The sequence below is a fragment of the uncultured Sanguibacteroides sp. genome (genome assembly GCF_900543425.1).
In the GTDB taxonomy this organism is placed as follows: Bacteria; Bacteroidota; Bacteroidia; order Bacteroidales; family Marinifilaceae; genus Gabonibacter.
In genome coordinates this window covers 147,446-174,275 of record NZ_UQRQ01000004.1, presented here as the reverse complement: position 1 = coordinate 174,275, position 26,830 = coordinate 147,446, and the positions used below count along the sequence as shown (strand labels likewise).

Sequence of the window (26,830 nt, the reverse complement as noted above, 5' to 3'; positions counted from 1 at the left end):
ACATAAAACCTAAAATCATGGAAAGAATCACATTACAAACTTCCATCTCTTACGAAAGCAAGCTGGTAAAAAGAAACTGGTTATTTTACCTCTTTATTTTAGGAGTACTGGGATATACATCGGGTATTTTGATACCGTGGGATATTCATCAGGTCGAGTGGTGCGATGTTGTCTTTGCATCCTCCATTCCTTTACGCGGGGTTTACTTTTTAAGCCTGTTTCAATCACTAATTGTCATTTTTATTACCTGTGATACCCAAAGAAAGCGGAAAAAAGCCGAAACCCGGGAGGTGCTTTCCGCACGACCTATCGGTAACGGGCAATCCTTTCTCGGGGAATTCTTAGGTATTCTGATCCCGTTTCTGGCAATAGATGTCATTTTCATGATTATTTCCGTGTTTATCAATATATTAATACCGCACTCCCCTGTTAATCTCTGGGTATATCTTTTTTATCTCCTCACGCACACGTTACCCACGCTTGTTTTTATCACCGGGCTATCCTTGCTCGTGAACAAGTTGGTCAAATACTCTCTTATCAGTTGGTTCATTCTAACAGCCTTCATCTATTTTGCCTACCGTTACCTGACAACACCTCTTCACGGGATATTAGATTTCCGGGGTAGTTTATTGTCTGACTCTTTTTCCAACATAGTCGGATTCATGCATCTCGAGAATTACCTGCTCCAGCGAGGCGTTTTCCTGTTATTGGGAATCAGCTTCCTCTATTTCGCCGCTCTCCTCACGAAGAGACTACCCGGTATCCCCGGTCGAAAGCATTATTTTATCGTTCCCGCCTCCCTGTTTTTAGTATTCTCCTTAAACCTCGGGTATATCTATGTTGAAAAATATAAAACCCGCTTAAAAAATAGAATTGAATACCGTGCTGCCTTTGTAAAATACGATGAGCAGCCCAAGGCTCGAGTACTCACTCACGATATCACATACCAATCCAAGGGAAATAAATTCTCGGCAACAAGCCGGATGAAGGTCCAAAACCAGAAAAAAGTAACAATAGATCAGCTTCTGCTCTTTTTAAACCCGGGGTTAAAGATCAATAAAATGGAATCCGACGGGCAGAACCTTCCCTTTCACAGGGATCGACAAGTAATTGTCATCGAACGTTCCTTGACTCCCGGGGAAAATACCGAACTGGAGATAGAATACGAGGGAAATATCGACGAGGATATTTACCAGGTAAATATTGATGACGATAATTTCTATTCCCCCCTCATTTGGACTTCACCCAGAGAAAATTATGGCAAACGCTCGGCTTTTGTCTCGGGTAAATTCACGTTACTCATACCGCAAGTAATGTGGTACCCGACAGCGGTTCCCCCGGTCGAGTTGCAGGCATCCCAAGAGACTAATTTCACGGATTACACCCTTCGTGTTAAAAACCCGGGTGAAATGACCGTTTTATCGCAAGGAGAACCAACGAGAAAAGGAGATGACGTCACGTTCCATAATTTACAAAACCTGACCGGGCTAACCCTTTGTATCGGAAATTACGAGAAAAGGGCGATTACGGTCGATTCTGTTGCTATTGAGTTTTATACTTACCCGGGAAATGATTTCTACCTGAAATATTTCGATGAATGGGAAGTCCTGAAAAAAGATAACCCGGACCGGGAAAAAAAGTTAACGGAAATAATTCGTCAATGCAAAAATATAATCGAGGAGGGCAAACCCAATCCTTACCCCTTTCAATATTTTAAACTGATCGAAATACCTTCATCCTTTATAGAGGCATATTCGTTTAACGATAATATTCAACCGGAAATAGCACTTTTTAAGGAGCGATTCTGTACGATGGATCAATCCTTTGCTTTTCCTCGTGTTCTTCCCGATGACATGTCCATACAGGAAGATCTGCTGTACAAAAAGATGCCCTATTACTTGAGAGCGAGAAGAATAGATCGCATTTTCTCGGATTACAACAATAGTTTCACCTCCGACACGTATCAGGGTATAGAACTGATATTCAAACAAATGATAAAACCGATGGGAATTGCATCATATCATATAATGAGTCCGAAAATACTAAATCGTATAGCGGAAAAAGGATTAAAAGGCATCATCACGGAAGAATATAGCATGGAACAGAGCATTGCCATTACTTTAAAAGTTTCTCATTTACTGAGCTATCTCACGACAATTACCACCTGGGACTCCCTAAGCCGGTTTATACAGGAATTTAACGCCCATGCTCGTTTCCGGGAAGTTAACTTCGACTCGTTTATCGGAGAATTCGAACAGCGCTTCGGGCAGGACATCAAGGCTTACATGGACGAGTGGTACACGGGTCACCAGCTACCCTTATTAGCGATAAAAGATATGTCCTATAAAACAACTAAGGAGATGCAGATTATCGATTTCAAGGTAGGCAATTTCAGCGAAACGGACGGTATCGTTTCTATCATTACGTGTGGTTGGACTCAAAGTGGAAACGAGACAACCGATAATTGCCGGAGTTACGTGATTAAACCCGGGGAATGTAAACGAATTATCGTTCATGAAGACACAGGACATTCCTTGATATTGACCACGAACTTTTCGGGAAATTTACCGAAAAACATCCCGTTCAATTCCGGAGGATCTCCCTTATCGGGGCCCGTACCCAAAGCAGGGGTCACCCTGATCGAGAAAACTCAATTCTATCCCCCGGGAGAGATCATCGTCGACAACGAGGACGAAAACTTCCATTTGATCGATTCGACAAACAATCGGAAACGATTGGCCGATTTGATCAAAAAAGAGGACGATGATGGATACGATTATGAATACTTCCTCTGCGGTAATACGAAAGAAAACGGATGGAATCTTCCTTTCTTATTAAAGGATTTTTACGGCGAATATATTCGTAGTGCTTTCACCAAAAAATCCGGCACGGGAAAGTTCAAGGCCGAATGGATAGCCGACCTCCCGGAAGCAGGAAAATACGAGATATTTATCCATCGACCTCACTATACTCTGGGGGGTAAATACATATTTACAACCGATTATCCGGGGATGAAAAACTACTATACTGTCTATACCCCGGAAGGAAAAGAGGAAATCATTCTGGAAGTTCAAAAAGGAGATCCTTCTTGGGTATCATTAGGCACATTCACCCTACCGAAAGGAGAATCCCGTGTGATGTTGGACGACCGGGGAGTAGATCTCATCCAAGATGAACGTACATACGCCCAACTGGTGGTGGCCGATGCCGTGAAATGGGTGAAAACAAACCGATGATTCTCCAATTTACGATAATACCCACTTGAAATTTCATTTCAGGTGGGTATTATCATGTTAATTTTTAAAATACGGTAATACTTTCCTATCTTTAACGTATTTTATTATAAGACGTGGGAGCAAACCACATATTTTTAATTTAGAACGATGAGAATAATGACCTTACAATATCTCCTATGAAAACAAATTCCATTCTAAAAAGTATTTTATTCTGCATCCTATGCTGGGGATTCATTCCTGCTGCTTTTGCCCAGAAAACGTCATATTACCATATCACTCGGATCGATTCCGTTTACTCGTTAAAAGATTCCATACGTTCAGAAGAAAACACGCCCCTCCCGTTTTGTATTCGTTTTTCTCAAACGGACAAACAAAAGAAAGAGATTATCCGAATCCATATTCAGGAAAAAACAGCCACGACATGGAGTACTTTTATTCACGAAGAATACAATGATGTCATTAGTGTTTTCCGGAAATATTATATTCCGAGGAAAGGAGAATTTCGGTTGATTGTCGAATACAAACTCCCAAACGGTAAAATAGAAAATTATACTACTTCCATAAAATCATTAAAAAGTATTGAAATCATCCTCGACGGAAAAAAGAGAATCGTTAGAGAAAAGAACTTATAGCCATAACGATTCCATTTTATGATCATAGCATTATTCAAAACAAAATGGAATCACTTCTAATTTTCAATCATAACATAAAACAAAGGAATCAAATAATCGAATACAAAGCCCGAAACGTATCCTCATCCCAATAGAAATGGATATAGGAAGCCAGTATGTGTTTATCATGATAAATCGGCGTGTCCGTTTCCCGTCCCTTAGCACTATATGTCTTTCCAATTGTAGGGATGATGCGATCTTCTGGCAAAACCCGGGAATAATGAAATTCATGTCCCCGAAAAATATCTTTACCGATTTCAATCTGTCGATACCCCAGTTTCAATCCCATCTTCTCCATGGTCGCCTTTTGTTTTAAAAGTCCCACCATAGGGAATACATTTCCGTTCGGATCCGAAATAGAATTACAAAGATACATCATCCCTCCGCATTCGGCAAAAAGTTTTCCCCCATCCTCCCCGTAATCTCGGATCGATTTCAACATTTCCCGATTGGCTGCCAATTCGGCTAAGTAATACTCGGGATACCCACCGGGCAGATAAACAAAATCAGACAAGGGCAATTCCCGATCCCGTAAAGGACTGAAAAAAATAACTTCTCCCATCCGTTTTAAAACCTCGATATTTTCCCGGTAAGTGAAATTAAAAGCATTATCTCTGGCAACGGCAATCTTTAACCTCTTATTTTCCGTATTTTTGTTAACAACAATCGGTTCAAAGGCCCTTTGGGTCAACTCCAACAAACGATCGATATCTACTGTCTGCACGACACTCCTCGCTATCCGGTCGGCAAAAGCATTGAAATCAACGGCGTCATCAAGAGTTAATCCCAAATGCCGGGAAGGAATCTCGAAATCTTTTTGCTTCGGGATGTATCCCCAAGCTTCAATACCGACATCCTCGCACGCTTGTTGCAAATAAGAGTAATGCATAGCAGAACCGACAAAATTAAAAACGACTCCGGCAACCTGTAACTTCGGATAAAAATGCTTAAAACCATACAGGACAGGAGCTACAGAATAAGCCGTGGATTGGGCGTTCAACAACAATATCACAGGAATATCCAACAAAGCGGCAATCTCCGCACTACTCCCACTCATTCCGTCATAGCCGTCAAATAAACCCATCACCCCTTCCGTCACACACACATCCGAATGTTCGCCGTAACGGGCGTATACTTCTCGTACATGCTTTTCGGTAGCCATAAAAGTATCCAGATTCACCGATTCTTCCCCTGCTGCAATAGCATGATATTTCGTGTCGATATAATCCGGTCCGCATTTAAAAGGTTGTATGTTAAGACCTCGATTCTTCAAGGCCCGTAATAAACCGATCGTAAAAGTAGTTTTCCCGCTTCCCGAAGAAGCCGCTCCGATTAGAAATTGTGATTTCTGCATTTGATCCGAATTTGGAGACAAATATAATGATAATTGACGATTTAAATTAAAATAGCACACAGGGACGGGTACAATGGGCTATTTTTAATAAAAACCATCCCCACCGCAAGGATAACTCTTTATTTATAACTCGTCATTTTTTCAAGTATTTTTTTATTTTAAACCAAAAAATAATACATTTGCACCGTCTTTGGTGTTGTGTTACAATATCTGTTAACACACAAGAGGGAAGCCGGTTAGAATCCGGAACAGTGCCCGCTACTGTGATGCCCGGTTCTTCAAAAGAAGAATCAAAGAATAGATTCTTACACCACTGTCTAACCACGGACGGGAAGGTATCATTCTTAGGCGTAGTCAGGAGACCTGCCAAGACATATAAGGTAATAACATATTCCCGGGGCCAGGAATAGGATTATAAACAGCTAAAAATTAATCATCGCAATGAAAAAAATTGTTGTATTAACAGCTCTGCTGTTATCGGTTGTCAGCATCTCATTTGCCAACATGACACTAAAAGGAAAGGTTATCGATGCTAAAACCCAAAAAGCCCTCGCGGGAGCTAATGTAAGATTGGTTGGTACCAATATAGGTATCGCCACGGATAACAAAGGAGAGTTCATTCTAAAAAACATTGCTGACGGTGAATACACCCTCAGAGCCAGTTTCTCCGGCTATGAAACAGAAGACATAAAAGTAAACAGCAGCAAAGAAGACATCGTTTTCAAATTATCTTTGACTCCTGTAAACTTGAATCAGGTTGTCGTTACCGGTACGGGAACTCACCGCAGGCTAAAAGATTCTCCCGTACCCATGGAAGTTTTAAGCGGAGCAGAAATAAGAAAAGCCGGAGTCACCTCTTTCGAAGATGCTTTATTATTACTGAATCCCTCCTTTAACATCCGTCCTACCGTCATGGGTTCCTACTTTACAATGAACGGATTGGAGAATAAACATATTCTGATTTTAGTGGATGGGAAAAAAATGGCAGGAGATGTTTCCGGCAACACGGACCTGTCGCGTATCGATATGAGCCGGGTAAAGCGAATCGAAATATTAAAAGGAGCAGCTTCCTCCCTCTATGGTTCGGAAGCCATTGCCGGGGTAATCAATGTCATCACGGAACAACCCAAAGAAGCAATCAGCGTCCAATCCAAAACCCGATTCGGGGGAAAATCCAGTTTTGTTCAGAACGCCAGTCTGGATCTTAATTTCGGTAAGTTTACCTCTTCGACCTCTTATCAAAGACGTCAATCGGACGGATGGAAACTAAGTCCTTACGAAACAAGTGCGGACACCGTCATTCCGACCAGGAAAGAATCCGTTAACTCATTTTTCTCCAATATCGTGAGTCAACGTTTTACCTACGACCCGACCCAGAAACTATCCCTTTATGCCCAGGGAAGTTATTTTGACCGGGAAGTAAATCGTCCTGTTCAAGCAAAGAAAAACGACGGAGGATACACGTACGACTTAACCTATATGGATTACAATTTCGGTGTAGGCGGAAAATACCTGTTTGATAATAAAGCATATATTGCCCTGGATCTTTACATGGACAATTATGAATACAACAAGCTTTATACTGTAGCCCAAGTGGTTAAGAACGATACGACATTCCGGGTGGGAGACGAAGAACTGACCAAACGCCAAAAGTACTATAATGCCAATTTAAGAAGCGTATTCCGGGTAGGTGATTATAATAAATTTACCGTGGGAGCCGAATACGTGGACGATTATATGAAGAATCCCGGAAGTCTGGATGAACCTAAAGAGGTTTACACGATAGCCCTATACGCGCAAGACGAGATACGTCTTTGGGATAAGTTCCAGATCCTTCCCGGTTTCCGTTATGTATACCATGAAAATTTCAAAAATCGGTTTACCCCGAAGTTAGCTTTAATGTACTCTTTAGAAAAATTCAATTTCAGAGCTGCCTATTCGGCAGGTTTTAAAGCTCCGACCTTGCAAGAACTCTATTATGATTACGAGAACCGGGGATCTATTACCTCGGAAACCCTGATTTGAAACCGGAAAAATCAAACTACTATAGTCTGAACGTCGAATATGTAGGAAGATTCCTGAATATTTCCGTGAACGGATATATCAATGACATCAAAGATATCATCGACAGTTATGAATTGGAATTAACGGAAGAAGACAAGGAAAACGGAATAAAAACGAGAAAAATGTATCGTAACTTAGACAAAGCTCGCGTTCAAGGATTCGACATTTCTGTCAACAGTTACCTCGGATACGGTTTTTCCGCGGGTGGAGCCTACAATTGTGTCTACGCCAAGGACCGGAAAACTGGCCATCGCCTGAACGAAGCCGTAAGGCATGCAGCCACATTCCGTGCCGGATGGATGCATGAATGGAACAAATACAGACTGAACGTAAACGTAAACGGAAGAATACAAGGACAAAAATATATCTATTCCGAAACAAAAGATAAAACGACAGGAAACCCCATTTATACGGATAAGAGTGCTCCGAAGTACCAATTATGGAATCTGGCAACCACACATACTTTTGCCCCGGTAGGAAACTTCTTCTTTGAAGTGAATGCCGGAATAGATAACATTTTTGATTGGACCGATGATCGTCCGAACGGGGTGAATTATGCCACGTTGAATCCCGGCAGGACCTTATTTGCCAGTTTGATAATTCGTTTCACAAAATAATAATCTCCCCGGAGATGTTTGAAAAACACATCTACCCTTTTTTAGAATTTTCGAACATCCCGGGGGTTATTTCTTTTTTATCATGAAAAACATACTGATCATTCTTTTATTATTGCTCCAGACAACCGTTTTCGGGCATGGAGAGGGATTTAAAGACGCCGATATTTTCAAAACATTAGGACCCGATGATAAAATTGCCCTTCTTGTCGTACATTTCGGGACCACTCATGATGATACACGGGCTTTAACCATCGACGTCATTAATCAAAAAATTAAAAAGGCGTTTCCGGGTATTGAAGCCCGAGAAGCCTATACCTCCCGTATGATTATACGTCGTTTAAAAGAAAAAGGAATCCAAAAATCAAACCCGATAGAAGCCTTAAACAAACTGGCTGCAGAGGGCTATACTCACGTTATCATCCAGTCGACCAACATCATCGAAGGTGTTGAAATGGAATCCTTGCGTCGGGATGCAGCCCAATTGCAATCCAAATTCAAAGATATACGCGTTGGAAACCCATTACTCTACTCACCGGAAGACTACATTACGGCAGTAAAAGCGATTTCTGCAGAATTAAAAGGAAAGACAAAAGGAGAATGCATATTTGTCTGTCACGGGACCTATCATCCGGGAAATGCCTCTTACGGTATGCTCGATTATGTGATGAAGGCAGAAGGGCACAAAAATTACCATATCGGAACCATCGAAGGTTATCCGACATTCGAGAATGTCCTTTCCGGACTAAAAGCATCGGGAAATAAAGAAGTAACACTTGTCCCTTTTATGTTCGTCGCCGGTGACCATGCCAAAAACGACATTGCCGAAGATTGGAAAGAAGAGCTGGAAAAAAACGGATATCGGGTTTCTCTTTATTTGAAAGGATTGGGAGAATATCCCCGAATCCAAGACATCTTTATCCGACACGCCCAATACGCGGCAACTCATAAAAAAGAGGATATTGTAGCCAAGAAAAAGAAGTACGAAATATCGGATGACATCGACTAATAACCCACAGGGACGGGCGCAATGTGCTATTTTAATTGTAAATTGACGATTGTAGACTAAAAAAAGAACGAATTTAGGGATTGGGGATCAAAATCAAAAATTAGTTTCTGACCTTAAAGGAGATTATAGACTTTTCAGCCCCCATGAACCTTATGAAAGTGAAATAAAAAAAGTAACTTTGCCTTTACAAAAAAATGAAACATGAGTAAAGGAAAAATATACGTGGCAGGAATCGGTCCGGGAAGTGAGGACGATATTACACCTGCAGTAAGAGCAGCCATATCCGATTCCGATGTTGTTATCGGATATAAATACTATTTTAATTTTGTCCGAGAGATCATCGGTAGCCATGCCGAATGCATTGACACGGGAATGAAAAGAGAACAGGATCGGGCAACGGAAGCTTTCCGTCAGGCTCAAAACGGAAAAACGGTTTGTGTGATCAGTTCGGGTGATGCCGGTATTTACGGTATGGCCCCTCTTATTCTGGAGATGAAAAAGGAGTTGAATAGCGATATTGAGGTAGAAATTCTTCCCGGTATCAGCGCCTTTCAAAAAGGAGCCGCTCTTTTGGGGGCTCCGATCGGGCACGACTTCTGCATTATCTCTCTCTCCGACTTAATGACCCCTTGGGAAAAAATTGAAAAACGAATAGAGGCTGCTGCTGCCGCCGATTTCGTTACAGCCATATACAACCCGAAAAGCGAAGGCCGTTACTGGCAACTTCATCGTTTAAAGGAGATCTTTTCACAACACCGCCAACCGGAGAATCCGATCGGATTTGTCCGTCAGGCTGGTAGGACGGAGCAGGAGATAAAAATAACCACTCTTTCTGATTTTGACCCGGAAGAGGTAGATATGTTCACCATCGTCATCATCGGTAATTCTCAATCCTACACGTGGAATAACCACATCATCACTCCCCGCGGATACTACCGTAAACAAGAACCCGACGCAGAGACGAAAGTGGGACAGGAAATTATGATCCAAAGTTTCCGGACCATTGCTTCCGAACTAAAAAACAAGGATATACCTTTAGATCGAAAATGGGCTCTGTTACACACGATTCACACTACAGCCGATTTCGACATGGAAAATATCTTTTATTCCGATCCTCTGGCCGTAGAGACGTTGTTTCAAGGTTTCAAGGAAGGAAAAATCGATACCATTATCACAGATGTTACGATGGCAGCATCGGGTATCCGAAAAGGTGCTCTCGAACGCTTGGGTGTTTCCGTCAAATGTTATCTGCACGACGAACGGGTAGCAGAGATGGCCGCCCGGTTAAACATCACCCGTACACAAGCCGGTATCCGTTTAGCAGCAGAAGAACATCCGGGAGCCCTGTACATTTTCGGGAATGCACCTACCGCACTAATGGAACTTTGTTCGCTAATCCGCAAAGGAAAAGCTCAACCGGCCGGAGTCGTCGGAGCTCCCGTCGGTTTCGTCAACGTACGGGAATCCAAACACATGCTCAAAGCATTTACCCATATACCCAAAATCATTATAGAAGGACGCAAGGGAGGAAGTAACCTTGCCGCAACCATTGTCAATGCCATCCTTTGTTTTGACGATGCGGCTCAGTTACGTCCCGGAAGAGATTTATAACTTCAGACGTACCATTTGCGTTTTGAAGGTATTCCATTTTTAATTTTATACTTATGAAGTTTATCGTAATCGGATTGGATGACAACAAAGAACCGGATTTTAACGAACATATCCGTTCGCTCATTAATAGCCATTCTGTTTTCTCCGGAGGAAAACGACACCATGATCTCGTCAAGAACCTGCTTCCACCCGATTACACTTGGATAGACATAACCGTTCCTCTGGATAACGTGTTCCGACAATACACCTTATGGGGGGAAATGGTCGTTTTTGCTTCGGGAGATCCCCTTTTTTTCGGATTTGCGACTACGATCCAAAAGCGATTACCCCAGGCAAAAATCATACTATATCCCTATTTCAACTCGTTACAGATCTTATCTCATCGTCTACTTTTGCCCTACCACGACATGCATACGGTTTCTCTTACGGGGCGGCCGTGGCATGAATTCGACAGAGCTCTGATTGAAGGAAAAAGGAAAATAGGCATACTCACCGACCGGGAGAAAACTCCTCCCACAATTGCCCAACGAATGCTCGAATTCGGGTACGACAATTACCAAATGACAGTAGGAGAATTATTGGGAAATTCACAGGAACGTATCCGGACATTCTCTTTACCGGAAGTGAATAAACAGGAGTTTCAATTCCCCAATTGTATTATTTTGGAACAAACTTACCCGAGAGAACGACCTTTCGGCATACCGGAAGAGGAATTTCACCTGTTGAACGGGAGAAGCAAAATGATCACTAAAATGCCTATTCGCTTGCTCTCTTTAAGTATGTTAGATCTCCGTTCCCGGCAACATTTATGGGACATAGGATTCTGTACCGGCTCCGTATCCATCGAAGCCAAGTTACAATTTCCCCACCTGCATATCACGGCTTTTGAACAACGGGAGGAAGGAAAAGAATTAATATACGCAAACAGTCAAAAATTCGGCACCCCGGGAATCGACACGATCATAGGAGACTTCACGACGACGGATCTGACGGGGATTTCCTATCCAGATGCTGTTTTTATCGGGGGGCACGGAGGAAAAATGCACGATATCCTACATATCTTAAGTGAAAAGATCGTTCCGGAAAGTCCTGTCGTTTTTAATTCCGTATCCGAAGAGAGTGAACGATTATTTATTGCAGCAGCAGAGCAATACGGATTTACAATCACGGGCAGACACCGTATCGCCGTCGATCAATATAATCCGATAGAAATTATTCAAGCGACGAAAAACAGTTAATACCATGAACTCAATCGCCATCATCATAGCCTCAGACCAAGGAGCCGAAACCGCCCGGATCATCCGTCACGAAATTCAAAACAGCGAGATTTTTTCATCGGTGGAACGGGAAGGATGTACTCTCATAGAATCTATATCCACATTTACCTCAACTCATTTTCACGATTTCGATGCCTTTTTGTTTATAGGAGCCTTAGGTATATGTGTCCGGGCCATAGCCCCCTGCATTCAATCCAAATACAATGATCCTGCCGTGATCAATATAGACGCCGTAGGTAAACGTGTTATTTCAGTCCTGTCCGGACACGTGGGAGGAGCAAATGAACTGACCCGCCGTATCGCCGGGATTATCGGCGGAGAAGCCATTGTTACCACCCAAAGCGATAATACAAACCTATGGGCTCTCGATACCCTCGATCGACAATTCGGATGGAGAACGGACAAGACACACCCGATGAATGATATCATCATTGCCTTTGTAAACAAACTCCCGACAGCCCTATTACTGGAGGTCAGGGATAGAGGTACGGCTTACTTAGAACGTACCTGTCCGGAACATGTCGAAATATTCTATCGATGGGATGACATCCCACAAGAACGTTTCAAATTAGCCATAGCTGTTACTCCCTATCTGCATTCTTTTTCCATTCCTACACTCTCCTTCCGCCCACCCGTACTTCATTTGGGAATGGGTTGTAGAAAAGAGAGTAAGCCGGACGGGGTATGGGAATGGTTAAGTAAAGACTTACAAAATAAAGGCTTATCGCCGTTATCACTCAAAAATATTTCAACTATTGAACTGAAAAAAGACGAACCTCTCATCTTGGAAACAGCCCGGCAAGCAGGAGTTCCTCTTAAGATTTACACGGCGAAAGAACTGGAAGGGATAGAAGTTCCCAATCCTTCCGAAAAAGTGTTTGAAGTCGCTTCTGTCTATGGGGTAGCCGAATCCACGGCTTTAAAAAGTGCAGGAAACGATCAACTACTCATTGAGAAACAAAAAATGGCACTTACGGAAGGGAGTCATTTTACATACGCCGTCGCCGGAGACGCTCTTTCCGAACGCAAAGGTTTTATAGAAATTGTCGGAGCCGGCCCGGGAGATCCCGAACTAATTTCCGTAAAAGGAAAGCGCTTCCTCGAACAGGCAGACCTTATTCTATATGCCGGCAGTCTGGTTCCAGTAGAACTAACCTATTACGCCAAACCCGGAGCAACCGTACGCAGCTCGGCTTCCATGGATTTGGAAGAACAATTCGCAATCATGAAAGAGTTCTACGACAAAGGACTCTTTATTGTCAGGCTTCATACCGGAGATCCCTGTATTTACGGGGCAATCCAGGAACAAATGGCCTTTTTTGATGAATACGGCATGCACTATCATATTACGCCCGGAATCTCTTCATTCCTGGCAGCAGCAGCAGCCTTGCAATCTCAATTCACCATACCGGAAAAAGTACAGACTATCATCCTTACCCGGGGAGAAGGCCGTACCCCCATGCCGGAAAAAGAAAAACTACACTTGTTAGCCCGATCACAAAGTACCATGTGTATTTTTCTCAGTGCTTCTATCGTGGAACAAGTCCAAAGCGAGTTGCTGGAACACTATCCGCCGACAACTCCGGTGGCAGCCTGCTACCACCTGACCTGGAAAGACGAACGGATTTACCGGGGTGAACTAAAGAATCTGGCCCGAATCGTGAAAGAAAACCATCTGACACTCACGACAATGATCGTAGTGGGAGAAGCTATTGACAACAGACAAGGACTTTCTCGGCTCTATTCTCACCAGTTTAAACACCTGTTCCGAAAATAAAATAAATTAAAATTATTATGGTTTTAATATTCGGAGGAACAACAGAAGGAAGAACGGCGGTTCGCACATTGGACGAAGCGGGAACTTCCTATTACTATTCCACCCGAGGTATAACCCAACAGTTGGAATGTAAACACGGTACCCGGATCAATGGAGAGATGGACCGGACATCCATGCGCAATTTCTGTATCTCTCATGAAATCCGCCTTATCGTGGATGCAGCCCACCCTTTTGCAGAAAATTTGCATACGAATATTGCCTCCATATCCGAAGAATTGGAAATCCCCGTTATTCGTTTTGAACGCCGTTACCCCGAGCACGATCCAGCACTGATCTGGTGTGACTCTTTTGACGAAGCCATCCGATATCTTAAGCAACACTCCATCCGGAATCTATTGGCACTAACAGGTGTCCAGACAATTCGTAAATTACGCCCTTATTGGTCGCAATATCCGTGTTGGTTCAGAATACTCAACCGGGAAGATTCTCTGCAACTTGCTCTGAAGGAAGATTTTCCCCGTGAAAAACTACTTTTTTGGCAAGAAGGAGAAGAAGAACTCGTTCTTTTAAAAAAAATACGCCCGGAAGCCATTCTTACAAAAGAGAGTGGAGAATCAGGTTTCTTTACGGAAAAAGCAGAAGCCGCCAAAGCACTACATATTCCGCTACTTGTCATAAAGCGTCCTACATTACCGGATTCTTTTTATACTGTCAATGGCGAACACGGACTTCGTTACCGGGTAGAGCGTCTTCTACCGGGATTTTATCCATTACGTAGTGGATTCACGACGGGAACCTGTGCTACTGCGGCAACAAAAGCCGCACTACAAGGACTTCTTACCGGAACAGTTCCAACAGATGCAACGATAACTCTGCCCAACGGAGAAGAGGTGACTCTACCCGTCGCTCAAAGTTTTCTATACAAAGATTCTTGCACATGTTGCATCACTAAGGATGCAGGAGATGATCCCGATGTAACCCATGGGCACTTGATCTGTTCCGAAATCAGGTTCAATTCCTCTTCGGGAATTCGATTTCTCCCCGGGGAAGGAGTAGGAACCGTCACTCTTCCCGGACTGGGAATCCCCGTGGGAGAACCGGCAATTAATGCCACTCCCAGAGCTATGATGATCCGAGAGGTGGAACGTATGATTCATCATCACGAGAGCTCTCAAGGAATTGACATTCGAATTTCCGTACCTGACGGGAACGTTCTGGCACAAAAAACTTTTAACCCGAAATTGGGGATTATCGGAGGAATTTCCATCATCGGCACTTCCGGAATCGTTCGTCCCTTTTCCACGGAAGCATTCATTAACTCTATCCGCAAAGAGATTCAAGTCGCAAAAGCTCTTGGCTGTAAACATATCGTCATCAATTCCGGAGCTAAAAGCGAAAACATATTGCGGGAACGCTTCCCCGAGCTTCTTCCCCAAGCATTTATTCACTATGGGAATTTTATCGGTGAAACGTTAAAAATGGCAGAAAAGGAAGGCATTGAAAAAATTACCATGGGCATCATGATCGGTAAGGCGGTTAAACTGGCCGAAGGGCACTTGGACACACACAGTAAAAAGGTCATCATAAACAAAGAATTTATTCGCCAGCTTGCCAGAGAAAGCAACTGTCCCTCTTCTTTAATCGATTCAATCGCAGGTATCACCTTAGCCAGGGAGTTATGGGCTCTATTGGCAGATTTTCCTGTCTTTTTTGAAAAACTCACCGAGTACTGTTATAAATGCTGTCTTCCTCTACTCTCTTCATCCGAATTGGAAATTATTCTTGTACAAGAAAACAATTGACAATTGTAAATTAATTTTTGATTTATGATTTCCGATTTATGATTAATTTCTGATATTGTCCTCTTTAAATCGTAAATCTAAAATCCGAAATCGTAAATATTTTTAATCTCAATCTCTTAATCTTTTTAATCTACAATTTAAAATCGGCAATTATTTTATCTTTTTGACCCAAAAACAACCACATGTAAAATAGGTTTGGTACTTTTGCGCCGAATTTTTGAAATATGAGTAGGATTAAGGGGATTATATACGCTATCGTGGCCTCCTCAACATTCGGACTGGCCCCATTTTTTACTCTGACACTTTTAGCTGCCGGATATTCGTCATTTGAAGTATTATCTTATCGTTGGGGGGTAGCCTCTCTTTGTCTGATATTGTTCGGATTGTTTCTTAAACGCAATTTTTGTATAGGAAAAAAGGACCTCGGTGTTGTTTTTTTATTGAGCCTGTTCCGGGCTGTAACCTCTTTTAGCTTAGTCATTGCCTACCAAAATATATCGAGTGGGGTAGCGTCCACAATCCATTTCATGTATCCATTAGCCGTTGCTTTGGCCATGATGATTTTCTTCCACGAAAAAAAATCAGGCTGGGTCATTTCAGCCATTGTCATGTCTATCGTCGGAGCTGTCTTACTCTCATTCGGTAATGTCAATCATAACGAAGGAGATACTACTCTCGGAATTATATCCGCCTGTATCTCCATCTTCTCCTACGGAGGATATATTGTCGGTGTAAGAAAAAGCCGTGCCGTACAGATCGATTCGATAGTCCTCACCTGCTATGTAATGGCATTCGGGGCTCTTATGTTTATCATTTGTGGTTGCTTCACGGGAGGAGTCCGGTTAGAGACCAACGGAAGTCTATGGCTTTACATTTTAGGCCTGGCATTACCGGCTACCGCCATTTCCAACATGACACTGGTTAAAGCTATTCAACACATCGGCCCAACCCTTACTTCCATATTCGGAGCTATGGAACCTTTAACAGCCGTTGTTATAGGAGTATTGGCATTTCATGAATGGTTTACGGTACAAGGAGCTATCGGAATCCTATTAATTATCGCCGCCGTAAGTATTGTCGTCCTACAGGAAAAACGAAAAACAATCGATAATTAAAAAAATTAGGGATTACGGGATTAAAATGACAGTTTTACAATTTACTGCCTACAATTAAAATTATCAATCAATCGTTTCAGCAATATCTCGATATTGGGAGCGGACACAATTTCTCCAGAAGGGAAATGCACTTTAAAACCTCGGGTAGTCAAATTTCCTGTCTCTACAATAACATCCGACTCTACGTTCCGATTTGCCAGCATGCCGTTCCGTTGCAAAGCTTTCCGGGCCATAGCGTATTTTTGACCGTGTCCGATAAGTTTAACCTGTCTCGTATATTGATTTTCTATTCTGAACAGACCGGTCTCCATGTCGAAAACAATTCCTTTGCGAGCAAAAAAATTGCTTAAATGACCATCTAAAGCCAGATCCTCCGGAGTTCCGATCGTAATTCCGTGCAGACGGTCCATTAACCAGATTTTATCGGCAATTTGCAGAGCTAACTCCAAATCATGAGTAGAGAGAAAAATGGTTTTATCGGTTTCCCGCGTTAAACGATGAAGCAACTGCATGATCTCCACTTTACTCGGAAAATCCAGAAAAGCAGTAGGTTCGTCTAAAAAGATAATCGGAGTCTGCTGTGCCAATGCCTTGGCAATCATTACCTTTTGACGCTCCCCGTCACTTAGGGTATGTACCATCCGAGAGGCCAAATTTTCTATTCGGACCAAGGCGATAGACTCCTCGACGATTCGGCGATCCTCCTTATTCAACATTCCCCAAAATCCGGTATAAGGACTACGTCCCATTTCAACCAATTCTCGGGCCAACATATTCCGGACATCACACTTCTCCGTGAGTACCACACCTATTGTCGTCGATAACTCCTTATCGGTGTACCTTTCAATCTCTTTTCCTCTAATTTCGATTTCTCCCGCTAACTTCGGCTGAAAAGCAGAAAGCGTCCGTAAAAGCGTCGATTTACCTACCCCATTGGCACCCAACAAACAAGTCAACTCTCCCCCGTAGATAGTCGTACAAATATCTTGTGCCACTATTTTCGTATGGCTTTTCGTCTTATAACCAATCGAAAGACCCCTTATATTTACCGTATCCTTTAATGCCATAACCAAATCTTATTCATTCCAATCCCCTTTTCGTTTCCTGAACAAAACAGAAGCAACCACGGGAGCTCCCACCAAGGCGGTCACGGAATTGACCGGAAGAGCCCCTTCAAACCCAGGTAAACGAGCGATCAAATTACAGGCCAAAGCCAAAGCTGCTCCTACCAGCATAGAAGCAGGCATCAACATTCGATGATCCGAAGTTTGAAATATAGCCCGACACAAATGAGGAACCGCTAAACCCAAAAAAATAATCGGCCCGCAATAAGCTGTTACAATAGCCGTTAAAACTCCGGCACAAGTAATTACTTCCACCCGGGCTCTTTTTATATTTAATCCTAAATTACGAGCATACCCGTCCCCCAGCATCAATAAATTCAAGGATTTAATCAACAAAAATGAAAGAGGAATAATCACCACCATAATTCCGACAAACAACATCATCTGATTACCCGATACCCGGGAGAAACTTCCCAAGCCCCAGATAACATAAGCTTTGATATCCTCCTCTACGCTAAAGAATTTCAATACCCCTATAATCGCATTGGCAATATAACCGATCATCACTCCGATAATCAATAAGGTAACACTCCCTTTTATCTTTCCTGAAGCAAAAACGATCAAAGCCATAACAGATAAGGCTCCTATCACGGCAGCAACGGACATGGCCACCTCGCCTATAAATCCTAAACGACTCAAAGCTACCCCACCGAGATTACCTGAAAGAAGTACAACGAAAGCAACACCCAAGCTGGCACCGGAACTAATTCCTAATACAGAAGGACCAGCCAAAGGGTTTCGAAAAATCGTTTGCATCTGTAATCCGCTAATAGACAACCCGGCTCCCGCGACCAATGCCGTCAATGCCTGAGGCAAACGAGACTTCCATACGATATTCTGCCAAGCTACCGGTTCTCCCTCTCCTCCTGTCAATACATTCCACACGGAGGTAAAAGGAATGGAAACCGATCCTAAAACCAGATTCAGCAACAAAAAGACGATAATAAATACTATAATGAAAAAAATCAATACCGTATTTCTCCGTACGTTCATCTTCCTACTTTTTTAATAAATCATAATATACCGGTTGATAATCAGGCAACAACTCCGGATGAAATACCTTAATCATATCAGCCAAAACAATATCCGGCTCGGCCGGCATACTCTCGTAAAAAGGTTTCTCCCTCATATTACAATAAATCACCCCCTTCTGCCGGAACGCTCTAAAGTCTGCATATCGTTCATCCTGTGCTCTCAACGCATCATAACTATACTCTCCGGCAAAACTATTCGCGATTCGCCAATAATCGGCACTCTCGGCCTGATTGTAAACCGTCTCAAAATCAAGGGTGACTCCCCCCGACCGGGGATCATCTTTTAAAAAATAATCGGCTCCCGCATCATGAAACAATTGGGCCAGGAAGCTTTTTCCCCCGACCGCATACCATACGCCTCCCCTCAACTCTCCACTAAAAACAACCGGGCGTCGCTTCACGTCCTTCACCAACTGCTTTAATTCATTATATCGCTGCTCAATCTGACCAAATATTCGATTCGCATCCTCTTCCATCCCCAACAATAAACCGGTAAACTTAATCCACTCGGCTTGTCCCAAAGGAGTCATCTCCTTATAACCCAAATGAGGGACCAAAGGAATACCTATATCTTTTACCGCATCATATCCTCCACGTTTGAAAGGAGAAATCAACATCAAATCCGGATTAATACTCATAATTACCTCATTATCAAAATTCCCTTCAATGCCGATTTTCCGGGTTTTTCCCTCCGCTACTTGTTCCTGCATGGTTTTATTAAAAAGATAGCGCGTACTGGTAATTCCGACTACCCGATCCATGGCACCCAATTTAATAACATTGGACAATTGTAAAGAGGTCATACAGATCAAGTGTCTGACCGGAAGATCAATTACGGGTATCCCCTCGGGAAGAGAGGCATTACTTCCCCGTTTTCTTAAAACAAACTGATAACAGATGCTGTTTTTATTCTGTGGATCTTGTACCTCCAATAAGAAATAATCTTTCCGGTATTCAACCCGAAAACCTTGGGCGTACTTCAACCGGATCTGTCCCACGGTATCTGCTTCCGTCTCCATACCGGACACTACTGAAACGGTCTTACCCTGGCGTTTTCCTGATTTACAAGAAAATAAACCGACAAATAATAGCAATACTAAAGATAACCGCATGAAAGTATTCATTTTCTTCTCCTCCGAAAGATTAAATTTAATCAACGTACATATCTGGCAGGTTTTCTGGCTTGTCATCTTTTCTCCTTCCCAAAACAGACACATTTCAGTGGTTGTACCGAAAAGATCTACCTCATTGCGAGATAGCGATTGACTTTACAGCTGCGGGGACAGCCCCGGAATTTCACCGGATTCCCTTTTCCCTTACGGAAATACCAAGACGCATGCAAAGATATAAATATTATTTTGATCACATTCTTTTTTTTACGACTTTTGCCCCCGCAAATTTATGAACCAGAGATCATAAAGAGATTCAAATTTGCTTTTTACGATTAAAATCATAGATATGGCGATAACAGGAAAAATCATAAACGTCTCATTAGGACCGGGTGATCCGGAATTAATCACGATTAAAGCACTAAAAGCCTTACAAGAATCGACAAGCATATACTGCCCGGGGACCGTAGACAAAAACGGTAATTTAAAATCCCGGTCTTTAACCATTTTGCAGGAATTACCCGTAGATACTACCCGAATCCATTGTTTTCCGGTCTCTATGTCAAAAGACCGGACGGAAGCCAATCGGATTTACGATCAAATAGCCCTGGAAATCCGGGAAAAAATAAACAAAGGGGAAATTATATCCATTACAGCAGAAGGAGACTCCGGTTTCTATTCTTCCGGTAACTACCTGTTTGAAAAACTATCAAACGCCGGACTCCCCATTACCACATCAGCCGGTATTCCGGCTTTTATTGCGGCCGGAGCATTGGCCGGTCTCCATGTTGTGAAACAGGAAGAAAAACTAATTGTTCTTCCCGGCACCGTTTCCACGGAAGAGCTTCAAAGCCTGATAGGGAAAAACTATGTCATTGTTATTATGAAGCTTTCACAATGCACGGAAAATATTCACCGTTTCATAGCAAAGAACCCGTCACTTCACGTTCATTATTTTGAAAATATCGGAACAACCGGAGAGCTATATTGTCAAGACAAAGATAAGATCATGACGAAAGAGTTTCCTTATTTTTCTTTGATGATCATCAAAAAGTGAACAAATGGCATAAATCTTGCGTACATCATCTAACAGAATTAAAACAGTGTATTAAAATCCATATTCCAAACTATCTCCAACAAAACAAGATATGATTCAACGATCACTATATATCTTTATTCTCCTGTTTGGCTTTGGTATATTCCAAGGCAGGGCAAACGGATTAATAGAAAAAAGGGACAGCATAAAAGAGACTCCGGATTCTGTGAAAATAAAAAAGGATAATTTTTTCAAGCGTTTTTATCGTTATTTTGCCGAATCGAACGAAGTGAAAGAAGAGAAAAAATTTGATTTCTCCATTATCGGAGGACCCCATTTCTCGAGTGATACAAAATTAGGTATCGGATTGGTTGCTTCCGGTTTATACCGATTGGATCGTTCCGATAAATCCATTTCTCCCTCCAACGTTTCTATTTACGGCGATATCACCACAACCGGATTTTACCTATTAGGTATTCGCGGGAATACGATTTTTCCCAAAGATAAATTTCGAATCGACGGAAATATCTATTTTTTCTCTTTCCCAAGTTCTTACTGGGGAATCGGATACGAAGCCGGCTATAGGGATTCCAGCACGACTTTTAAACGACTGGAGAACCAAATCAAACTGGACTTCTTATTCAAGGTTGCCAAACACACCTACGTGGGACCGAACTTGATGTTTAGAAACGTGAATGGAAAAGACTTCAAAGATATCTCATTCCTCAACGGAGAAAAGAGCAGTATCTCCTGTTTCGGTCCCGGGATCGTGGCCTCCTATGATTCGAGAGATTTTATTCCGAATCCAAGCGAAGGATTTTATGCCAAATTAGAACAACAGTTCTTTCCTAAATTCTTAGGAAACGACTATGATTTCAATAGAACGAGTGTCGAACTCCGCTATTACCATAAACTATGGAAAGGAGGTATTCTTGCCTCAGAGATACAAGGTACCTTCAATTATGGAGATACCCCATGGAGTATGGTAGCCCTATTAGGAGGGTCCTATCGAATGCGCGGATATTATGAAGGGCAATACAGGGACAACGATATGGTTCAAACCCAAGTTGAACTCCGGCAAAAAATCTATAACCGACACGGTGTTGTTGTTTGGGGAGGAGCCGGAAACGTTTTTCCGAAAACGGATAAATTCAAGTGGAGTCAAACCCTTCCCTCTTACGGATTGGGGTATCGTTGGGAATTTAAAAATAGAGTTAACGTAAGATTAGATTATGGTTTCGGTAAAGGACAGAGTGCATTCTACTTCAATATTAATGAAGCTTTTTAAACATATTTCCAATTTCACGAAAAAGCCCAAAGCAGTTTTTTGGTTTTTCATTATCCTAAACATGATACCTAACTGCTTCTTAATCTTCACGGAACCTCTTTCGGGATTAGGGAGGATTATGCTTATCATTGCCCCTTTAGGAGTATACCTTATCGTATTCTCCTTACTTAAAAGGGCCGGATTAATCCAACTGATCCTAATTCCCTTATTGATATTTCACGCCTTTCAAATGGTTCTGTTTTATCTTTTCGGAGAATCCGTTATCGCCGTTGACATGTTTCTGAATTTACCAACGACCAACGCTTCCGAAGCGGGTGAACTATTAAATAGCTTATGGCCGGCTATTATTCTGGTCTGTGTACTTTATATTCCGACCATTGTTATTGCCTCCATGTCGGTACACTATAAAGTAATCTATCCCGCGGTATTTCGCCGACGTACGATCATAGGAGGTATTGTTTTACTCCTACTAACGTCGGGGGGCATCGTTTTTGAAAAATCACGGGACAACAGCTATGAAGTAAAAACGGATATCTATCCTGCCAATATATTTTATAACCTGGGATATGCCATTCATAAATGGCATCGTAGTGAAATCTATCCGAATACTTCTAAAAATTTCACCTTTCATGCTACCCGGGATTCCCTTGTTTCCGAAAAGAGAGAAATTTACGTGCTCGTTATCGGAGAAGCTTCCCGTGCCAAAAATTGGAGTTTATGGGGGTATGAAAGGGAAACCAATCCCCGTTTAAAAGCGACAGAAAATTTAGTATTGTATAAAGACGCTCTCACCCAATCCAATACCACGCATAAAAGCGTTCCTTTAATTCTTTCTGCCGCGGATGCGGAACATTACGAGGCTCTTTATACCCAAAAAAGTATTATTACCGCCTTTAAAGAAGTCGGTTTCAAAACCGCTTTTTTTTCCAATCAAATTCCCAACCGCTCTTTTACGGATTATTTCGCCTCCGAAGCGGATATCTATAAAACAATCCGATTACCATTAGAAGGAGGATTAATCACCGAAAACAATTACGATCAAGCCTTAATTCCCTTACTTAAGCAATGTATCGATTCCTTACCCGACAACCTTTTCATCGTACTCCATACCTATGGATCACATTTTAACTACCGGGAACGATATCCGGCAGAATTCGCCGCTTATTTACCAGATAATACATCGGGGATCGAATACAAATACAAGCAACAATTGATTAATGCTTACGACAATAGTATTCGTTATACCGACAATTTCCTGGCCGACATTATCCAACTGTTGAATGAAAACCAGGCGGAATCAGCTCTATTATACTCACCGGACCACGGAGAAGATCTATTGGATGACAGCCGGAAGAAATTTCTTCATGCTTCTCCCATCCCTACCATTTATCAAATACATATTCCTTTCTTCCTGTGGTTTTCCGAGTCCTACAAAACACTCAAACCGGAACATTACTCTCAAGCCGTTACGCACGCCGACGCCCCGGTTTCGACAAGTGCTATTTTCCACACATTACTGGACTTAGCAGACATTCGGACTTCTTACTTCAGACCGGATTTATCTCTGGTCAGTCCGGAATTCAAGCGTCGCCCCCGCATGTACTTAAACGATCATGACAAACCCGTCAACTACTATCTCATGGGTATGAAAAAGCAAGACAAAGAATACATTCAAAAAATGAAGTTAAACCATGATGATTGACAACGATTAATTGTAGATTAAAATATTATATATTTGCCGTTGTTTTAATATCATTAATCATAAACCCTGCAATCCCAATATATCGATTGCAAAATTTAAAAAACATGAAAGTAGCTGTAGTAGGAGCGACAGGTCTTGTCGGAAGAAAAATGTTGCAAGTTCTGGATGAAAGAAATTTCCCCGTAACCGAATTAATCCCCGTAGCCAGCGAACGCTCCGTGGGTAAGGAAATCGCATTCAGAAATCGAATGTATAAAGTAGTGGGTATCCGGGAAGCCATTCAAATGAAACCTCAAGTGGCCATTTTTTCAGCCGGAGGAGAAACTTCCCTGGAATGGGCTCCTCAATTTGCAGCCGCGGGAATCACCGTCATAGACAACTCTTCGGCCTGGAGAATGGATCCGACCAAAAAACTAATTATTCCCGAGATCAATGCCGATACATTAACTCGAAACGATAAAATTATTGCCAACCCGAACTGTTCTACCATACAAATGCTCATGGCAATAGCTCCTCTCCACAAAAAATACAAAATCAAACGAATGGTTGTGTCCACTTACCAGTCCGTTACCGGAAGCGGCTTAAAAGGGATCATGCAACTTGAAGGAGAACGGGAAGGCAAAGAGGTAAAAAAAACCTATGCACATCCCATTGACCGCAATTGCCTGCCTCATTGCGACTCTTTTACAGAGAACGGTTACACGAAAGAGGAAATGAAACTGACGAATGAAACCTGTAAAATTTTAAACGACGACTCCGTAAAGGTAACGGCAACTGCCGTACGGGTTCCCGTGACAGGCGGACATTCCGAGAGTATCAACATAGAATTCGAATACGATTATGATTTAGATGACGTTCGAAATTTACTGTCTCAAACCCCCGGAGTGGTCGTGGAAGACGATCCGTCACAAAATATCTATCCGATGGCACTTACGGCTAACGAAAAAGACGAAGTCTTCGTGGGACGTATCCGACGGGATTTCTCCCGGGAAAATAGCCTTAACATGTGGGTCGTATCCGACAACCTGCGCAAAGGAGCAGCGACCAATGCCATTCAAATAGCAGAATACCTGAATAAGTATCAATTATTATAATTTTCATTTTCGGCTTTAAGTAGCGATCGTTTTACTCATCCCTACTTAAAGCCGAAATTAAAAATTCCTGAACATGAGGAGGTTCTTTTTGCCTGCCGCATACAAAACAGGAATACCGGTGATCAACCGGACATTCCCTGACTTCTAATGGTAGTTTCTTGTCTCCTTCGTGTAAAAAAACACCACGCTCTTCAAAAGTAACCTGAAAACTATTCAACGGACGGGTCAAGCCGGTTCCCGTATATTTCAAAAAACTCTCTTTTACCGACCAAAAGTCATAAAACAATTGATCTTTTCTCTCTACCGATACGGATTTCAACTGCTCTATTTCCAAAGGATGGAAAAAACGAGAAGCCACTTCTATTCGAGCCTTTTGCCTCTTTTCTATATCGATTCCCACAACCCGATCAGAAAAAGCACATACCAGGTAATCTCCGGAATGAGAAATATTAAAAAAAAGATCCGAAACTCCTTCCAAATAAGGTTTTCCTTTTTCTTGTCTTAAAATTCGGTAGGAAAAAGGAGCAATATGCCAATACTTATTCAACACGTAACGTACTAAGGCCTCCCCTGTCAACCGGAATAACTTTACTCGCTCGCTTCTGTATAAAGCAATTTCTCGACAAGTCTCTTCAGATACCCATTTTCTCAATCCGATTGAAACTTCCTCATACCTTATGGTTGAAGGCATATAAATATAAAATACCTCGAGCATGATACAAATGTAAAAAACTTACTTGAATTTCTATCCCGGAACGTCTGTTTTTAGCTTTTGAAGCGCCGGAAATACATAATTAACGTTAATTTAAGCCTCGATCACAAAAAAATTAAGAAAATATTCACATTTGTCTCTTGAAAAATTGTTTTTCTCATTTTTATATTCTATTTTTACATCATCAAATTAACGTTTGAATAACATTTAAACAGAAAGGCAGAAAATAAAAAAAGCCTTTACAAGAAAAAAGATACATACAGTGATTTACATACAATACGAACATCCCGAAAAGTGGCAGTCCTACAAAGCTGCCTCTTTTTATTTTATTCTATTTCAACCTCCTACTCACACATTAACAAGATTTTAAAAGACATTAATTTTTCATTTAACATTTTATTCGAAAAAAACTTGTTATTTCTCTCCATATTGCTTATCTTTACAAACGAAAAGTGGAATAATAGTAAGCACATATTTAAACTAATAAAATGGAAGTAAAGAAATCACCGAAAGCAGACCTGGAAAGAAGAAAAGGAGTTTTCTTCGAAATCGGTTTGATTGTGGCCTTGGCTGTCTTATTCTTCGCTTTCGAATGGAAAGTAAGCACTACCGTCGAAGAAGGATTTATGACCGTGGCAGAGCCTACAATGGAAGAAGAGGTCATCCCAGTTACACAACAAATGCTGAAACCTCCTCCACCTCCTCCACCTGCGCCGAAATTAACAGACTTAATCGATATTGTTGAGGATGATTCGGACATCGAGGAACAACTGGAGATTGAAGACGTTGAAGCTGACGTTGAGAACAGGGAACCTACAGACTACGACTACGATGGGGAGTATGACCCGGATGCAACAGGAGAAGATGATGTTTTCATAACGGTAGAAGACATGCCGGTCTTCCCGGGAGGAGATATCACCAAATGGATTAACAAACATGTGAAATATCCGATGATTGCTCAGGAGAATGGAGTACAGGGTAAAGTCATTATTCAGTTCGTGGTCGGAAAGGACGGAACCGTTGGTGACATAAAAGTGATGCGCGGGGTAGATTCGTCTCTTGATCAGGAAGCCATCCGTGTTATCAAATCCATGCCCAAGTGGAAACCGGGGAAACAGAGAGGAACAGCTGTAAAAGTTTCTTTTACTGTACCTATCAATTTCCAATTGAAGAATCAATAAAAAAGATTTTAAATTATAAC

Annotated in this window: 20 protein-coding genes and 2 riboswitches; of the genes, 15 read left to right on the top strand and 5 right to left on the bottom strand. The window is 42.0% G+C overall.

Annotated features, from left to right (window positions below):
• Positions 1–17 precede the first annotated feature (17 nt).
• Both QZR76_RS03545 and QZR76_RS03540 read left to right on the top strand, forming a co-directional pair.
• Entirely contained in the window at positions 18–3,236 is a 3,219-nt protein-coding gene (locus QZR76_RS03545; protein WP_294140448.1) for a hypothetical protein, read from the top strand.
• A 176-nt stretch (positions 3,237–3,412) separates the two neighbouring features.
• Complete coding sequence (locus QZR76_RS03540; protein ID WP_294140446.1) at positions 3,413–3,868, top strand: hypothetical protein; 456 nt, start codon at positions 3,413–3,415, stop codon at positions 3,866–3,868.
• A gap of 88 nt (positions 3,869–3,956) precedes the next feature.
• Here the strand turns inward: QZR76_RS03540 and QZR76_RS03535 are convergent, their stop codons facing one another.
• Positions 3,957–5,261 carry a cobyrinate a,c-diamide synthase gene (locus QZR76_RS03535; protein WP_294140444.1) on the bottom strand — a complete coding sequence of 435 codons (1,305 nt, stop codon included), beginning with the start codon at positions 5,259–5,261 and terminating at the stop codon, positions 3,957–3,959.
• Positions 5,262–5,435: 174 nt separating this feature from the next.
• A riboswitch (cobalamin riboswitch) is annotated at positions 5,436–5,647 on the top strand.
• A gap of 55 nt (positions 5,648–5,702) precedes the next feature.
• On the opposite strand from QZR76_RS03535, the gene QZR76_RS03530 reads away from it, so the two are divergent.
• From QZR76_RS03530 to QZR76_RS03495, 8 genes are all read left to right on the top strand, one after another.
• On the top strand, positions 5,703–7,286 hold the full coding sequence (locus QZR76_RS03530) for a TonB-dependent receptor (protein WP_294140442.1): 1,584 nt from the start codon (positions 5,703–5,705) through the stop codon (positions 7,284–7,286).
• Positions 7,283–7,942: a TonB-dependent receptor gene (locus tag QZR76_RS03525; protein WP_294140440.1), complete on the top strand. Its 660-nt coding sequence runs from the start codon at positions 7,283–7,285 to the stop codon at positions 7,940–7,942. Before QZR76_RS03530 ends, QZR76_RS03525 begins: the two co-directional genes overlap by 4 nt.
• 82 nt (positions 7,943–8,024) lie before the next feature.
• Positions 8,025–8,948 carry a sirohydrochlorin cobaltochelatase gene (locus QZR76_RS03520; protein WP_294140439.1) on the top strand — a complete coding sequence of 308 codons (924 nt, stop codon included), beginning with the start codon at positions 8,025–8,027 and terminating at the stop codon, positions 8,946–8,948.
• A gap of 201 nt (positions 8,949–9,149) precedes the next feature.
• On the top strand, positions 9,150–10,559 hold the full coding sequence (cobJ, locus tag QZR76_RS03515; RefSeq protein ID WP_294140437.1) for a precorrin-3B C(17)-methyltransferase: 1,410 nt from the start codon (positions 9,150–9,152) through the stop codon (positions 10,557–10,559).
• 53 nt (positions 10,560–10,612) lie between these two features.
• Entirely contained in the window at positions 10,613–11,797 is a 1,185-nt protein-coding gene (gene cbiE, locus QZR76_RS03510; RefSeq protein ID WP_294140436.1) for a precorrin-6y C5,15-methyltransferase (decarboxylating) subunit CbiE, read from the top strand.
• Between the two features lie 4 nt (positions 11,798–11,801).
• Positions 11,802–13,613, top strand: a complete 1,812-nt coding sequence (gene cobM / locus QZR76_RS03505) for a precorrin-4 C(11)-methyltransferase (protein WP_294140434.1) — start codon at positions 11,802–11,804, stop codon at positions 13,611–13,613.
• A 17-nt stretch (positions 13,614–13,630) separates the two neighbouring features.
• The gene (cbiD, locus tag QZR76_RS03500) at positions 13,631–15,415 is read left to right on the top strand and encodes a cobalt-precorrin-5B (C(1))-methyltransferase CbiD (protein WP_294140432.1); all 1,785 of its coding nucleotides are present in this window, start codon (positions 13,631–13,633) and stop codon (positions 15,413–15,415) included.
• 224 nt (positions 15,416–15,639) lie between these two features.
• On the top strand, positions 15,640–16,530 hold the full coding sequence (locus QZR76_RS03495; protein ID WP_294140429.1) for a DMT family transporter: 891 nt from the start codon (positions 15,640–15,642) through the stop codon (positions 16,528–16,530).
• 41 nt (positions 16,531–16,571) lie between these two features.
• Here the strand turns inward: QZR76_RS03495 and QZR76_RS03490 are convergent, their stop codons facing one another.
• From QZR76_RS03490 to QZR76_RS03480, 3 genes are read right to left on the bottom strand one after another with little or no spacing between them, the layout of a single operon-like run.
• Positions 16,572–17,597 (bottom strand): ABC transporter ATP-binding protein, encoded by a 1,026-nt coding sequence (locus tag QZR76_RS03490; RefSeq protein WP_294140427.1) that lies wholly within the window; start codon positions 17,595–17,597, stop codon positions 16,572–16,574.
• Between the two features lie 9 nt (positions 17,598–17,606).
• Positions 17,607–18,647, bottom strand: coding sequence for an iron ABC transporter permease (locus tag QZR76_RS03485; RefSeq protein WP_294140426.1), 1,041 nt, complete (start codon positions 18,645–18,647; stop codon positions 17,607–17,609).
• A gap of 4 nt (positions 18,648–18,651) precedes the next feature.
• A complete protein-coding gene (locus QZR76_RS03480) occupies positions 18,652–19,707 on the bottom strand; it encodes an ABC transporter substrate-binding protein (protein ID WP_294140479.1) in 1,056 nt (351 codons plus the stop codon).
• A gap of 131 nt (positions 19,708–19,838) precedes the next feature.
• Positions 19,839–20,035, bottom strand: a riboswitch (cobalamin riboswitch).
• 111 nt (positions 20,036–20,146) lie between these two features.
• Between QZR76_RS03480 and QZR76_RS03475 the strand changes: the two genes are divergently transcribed.
• From QZR76_RS03475 to QZR76_RS03460, 4 genes are all read left to right on the top strand, one after another.
• Complete coding sequence (locus QZR76_RS03475; protein ID WP_294140424.1) at positions 20,147–20,854, top strand: precorrin-2 C(20)-methyltransferase; 708 nt, start codon at positions 20,147–20,149, stop codon at positions 20,852–20,854.
• A 91-nt stretch (positions 20,855–20,945) separates the two neighbouring features.
• Entirely contained in the window at positions 20,946–22,121 is a 1,176-nt protein-coding gene (locus QZR76_RS03470) for a BamA/TamA family outer membrane protein (RefSeq protein WP_294140422.1), read from the top strand.
• Positions 22,122–22,182: 61 nt separating this feature from the next.
• On the top strand, positions 22,183–23,823 hold the full coding sequence (locus tag QZR76_RS03465; RefSeq protein ID WP_294140420.1) for a lipid A phosphoethanolamine transferase: 1,641 nt from the start codon (positions 22,183–22,185) through the stop codon (positions 23,821–23,823).
• A gap of 104 nt (positions 23,824–23,927) precedes the next feature.
• Positions 23,928–24,917, top strand: coding sequence for an aspartate-semialdehyde dehydrogenase (locus QZR76_RS03460; RefSeq protein ID WP_294140418.1), 990 nt, complete (start codon positions 23,928–23,930; stop codon positions 24,915–24,917).
• Positions 24,918–24,948: 31 nt separating this feature from the next.
• On the opposite strand, the gene QZR76_RS03455 is transcribed toward QZR76_RS03460, so the two are convergent.
• Entirely contained in the window at positions 24,949–25,632 is a 684-nt protein-coding gene (locus tag QZR76_RS03455) for a 4'-phosphopantetheinyl transferase superfamily protein (protein ID WP_294140416.1), read from the bottom strand.
• Positions 25,633–26,117: 485 nt separating this feature from the next.
• Here QZR76_RS03455 and QZR76_RS03450 point away from each other — a divergent pair, with 485 nt between their 5' ends.
• Entirely contained in the window at positions 26,118–26,810 is a 693-nt protein-coding gene (locus QZR76_RS03450) for an energy transducer TonB (RefSeq protein WP_294140415.1), read from the top strand.
• The last annotated feature ends 20 nt before the right edge of the window (positions 26,811–26,830 follow it).

Excerpts from the sequence above, each read along its gene's own strand:
- QZR76_RS03545 (WP_294140448.1), top strand. The coding sequence starts at position 18 with ATGGAAAGAATCACATTACAAACTTCCATCTCTTACGAAAGCAAGCTG.
- QZR76_RS03540 (WP_294140446.1), top strand. The coding sequence starts at position 3,413 with ATGAAAACAAATTCCATTCTAAAAAGTATTTTATTCTGCATCCTATGC.
- QZR76_RS03535 (WP_294140444.1), bottom strand. The coding sequence starts at position 5,261 with ATGCAGAAATCACAATTTCTAATCGGAGCGGCTTCTTCGGGAAGCGGG.
- QZR76_RS03530 (WP_294140442.1), top strand. The coding sequence starts at position 5,703 with ATGAAAAAAATTGTTGTATTAACAGCTCTGCTGTTATCGGTTGTCAGC.
- QZR76_RS03520 (WP_294140439.1), top strand. The coding sequence starts at position 8,025 with ATGAAAAACATACTGATCATTCTTTTATTATTGCTCCAGACAACCGTT.
- cobJ (WP_294140437.1), top strand. The coding sequence starts at position 9,150 with ATGAGTAAAGGAAAAATATACGTGGCAGGAATCGGTCCGGGAAGTGAG.
- cbiE (WP_294140436.1), top strand. The coding sequence starts at position 10,613 with ATGAAGTTTATCGTAATCGGATTGGATGACAACAAAGAACCGGATTTT.
- cobM (WP_294140434.1), top strand. The coding sequence starts at position 11,802 with ATGAACTCAATCGCCATCATCATAGCCTCAGACCAAGGAGCCGAAACC.
- cbiD (WP_294140432.1), top strand. The coding sequence starts at position 13,631 with ATGGTTTTAATATTCGGAGGAACAACAGAAGGAAGAACGGCGGTTCGC.
- QZR76_RS03495 (WP_294140429.1), top strand. The coding sequence starts at position 15,640 with ATGAGTAGGATTAAGGGGATTATATACGCTATCGTGGCCTCCTCAACA.
- QZR76_RS03490 (WP_294140427.1), bottom strand. The coding sequence starts at position 17,597 with ATGGCATTAAAGGATACGGTAAATATAAGGGGTCTTTCGATTGGTTAT.
- QZR76_RS03485 (WP_294140426.1), bottom strand. The coding sequence starts at position 18,647 with ATGAACGTACGGAGAAATACGGTATTGATTTTTTTCATTATAGTATTT.
- QZR76_RS03480 (WP_294140479.1), bottom strand. The coding sequence starts at position 19,707 with ATGGAGACGGAAGCAGATACCGTGGGACAGATCCGGTTGAAGTACGCC.
- QZR76_RS03475 (WP_294140424.1), top strand. The coding sequence starts at position 20,147 with ATGGCGATAACAGGAAAAATCATAAACGTCTCATTAGGACCGGGTGAT.
- QZR76_RS03470 (WP_294140422.1), top strand. The coding sequence starts at position 20,946 with ATGATTCAACGATCACTATATATCTTTATTCTCCTGTTTGGCTTTGGT.
- QZR76_RS03465 (WP_294140420.1), top strand. The coding sequence starts at position 22,183 with ATGATACCTAACTGCTTCTTAATCTTCACGGAACCTCTTTCGGGATTA.
- QZR76_RS03460 (WP_294140418.1), top strand. The coding sequence starts at position 23,928 with ATGAAAGTAGCTGTAGTAGGAGCGACAGGTCTTGTCGGAAGAAAAATG.
- QZR76_RS03455 (WP_294140416.1), bottom strand. The coding sequence starts at position 25,632 with ATGCTCGAGGTATTTTATATTTATATGCCTTCAACCATAAGGTATGAG.
- QZR76_RS03450 (WP_294140415.1), top strand. The coding sequence starts at position 26,118 with ATGGAAGTAAAGAAATCACCGAAAGCAGACCTGGAAAGAAGAAAAGGA.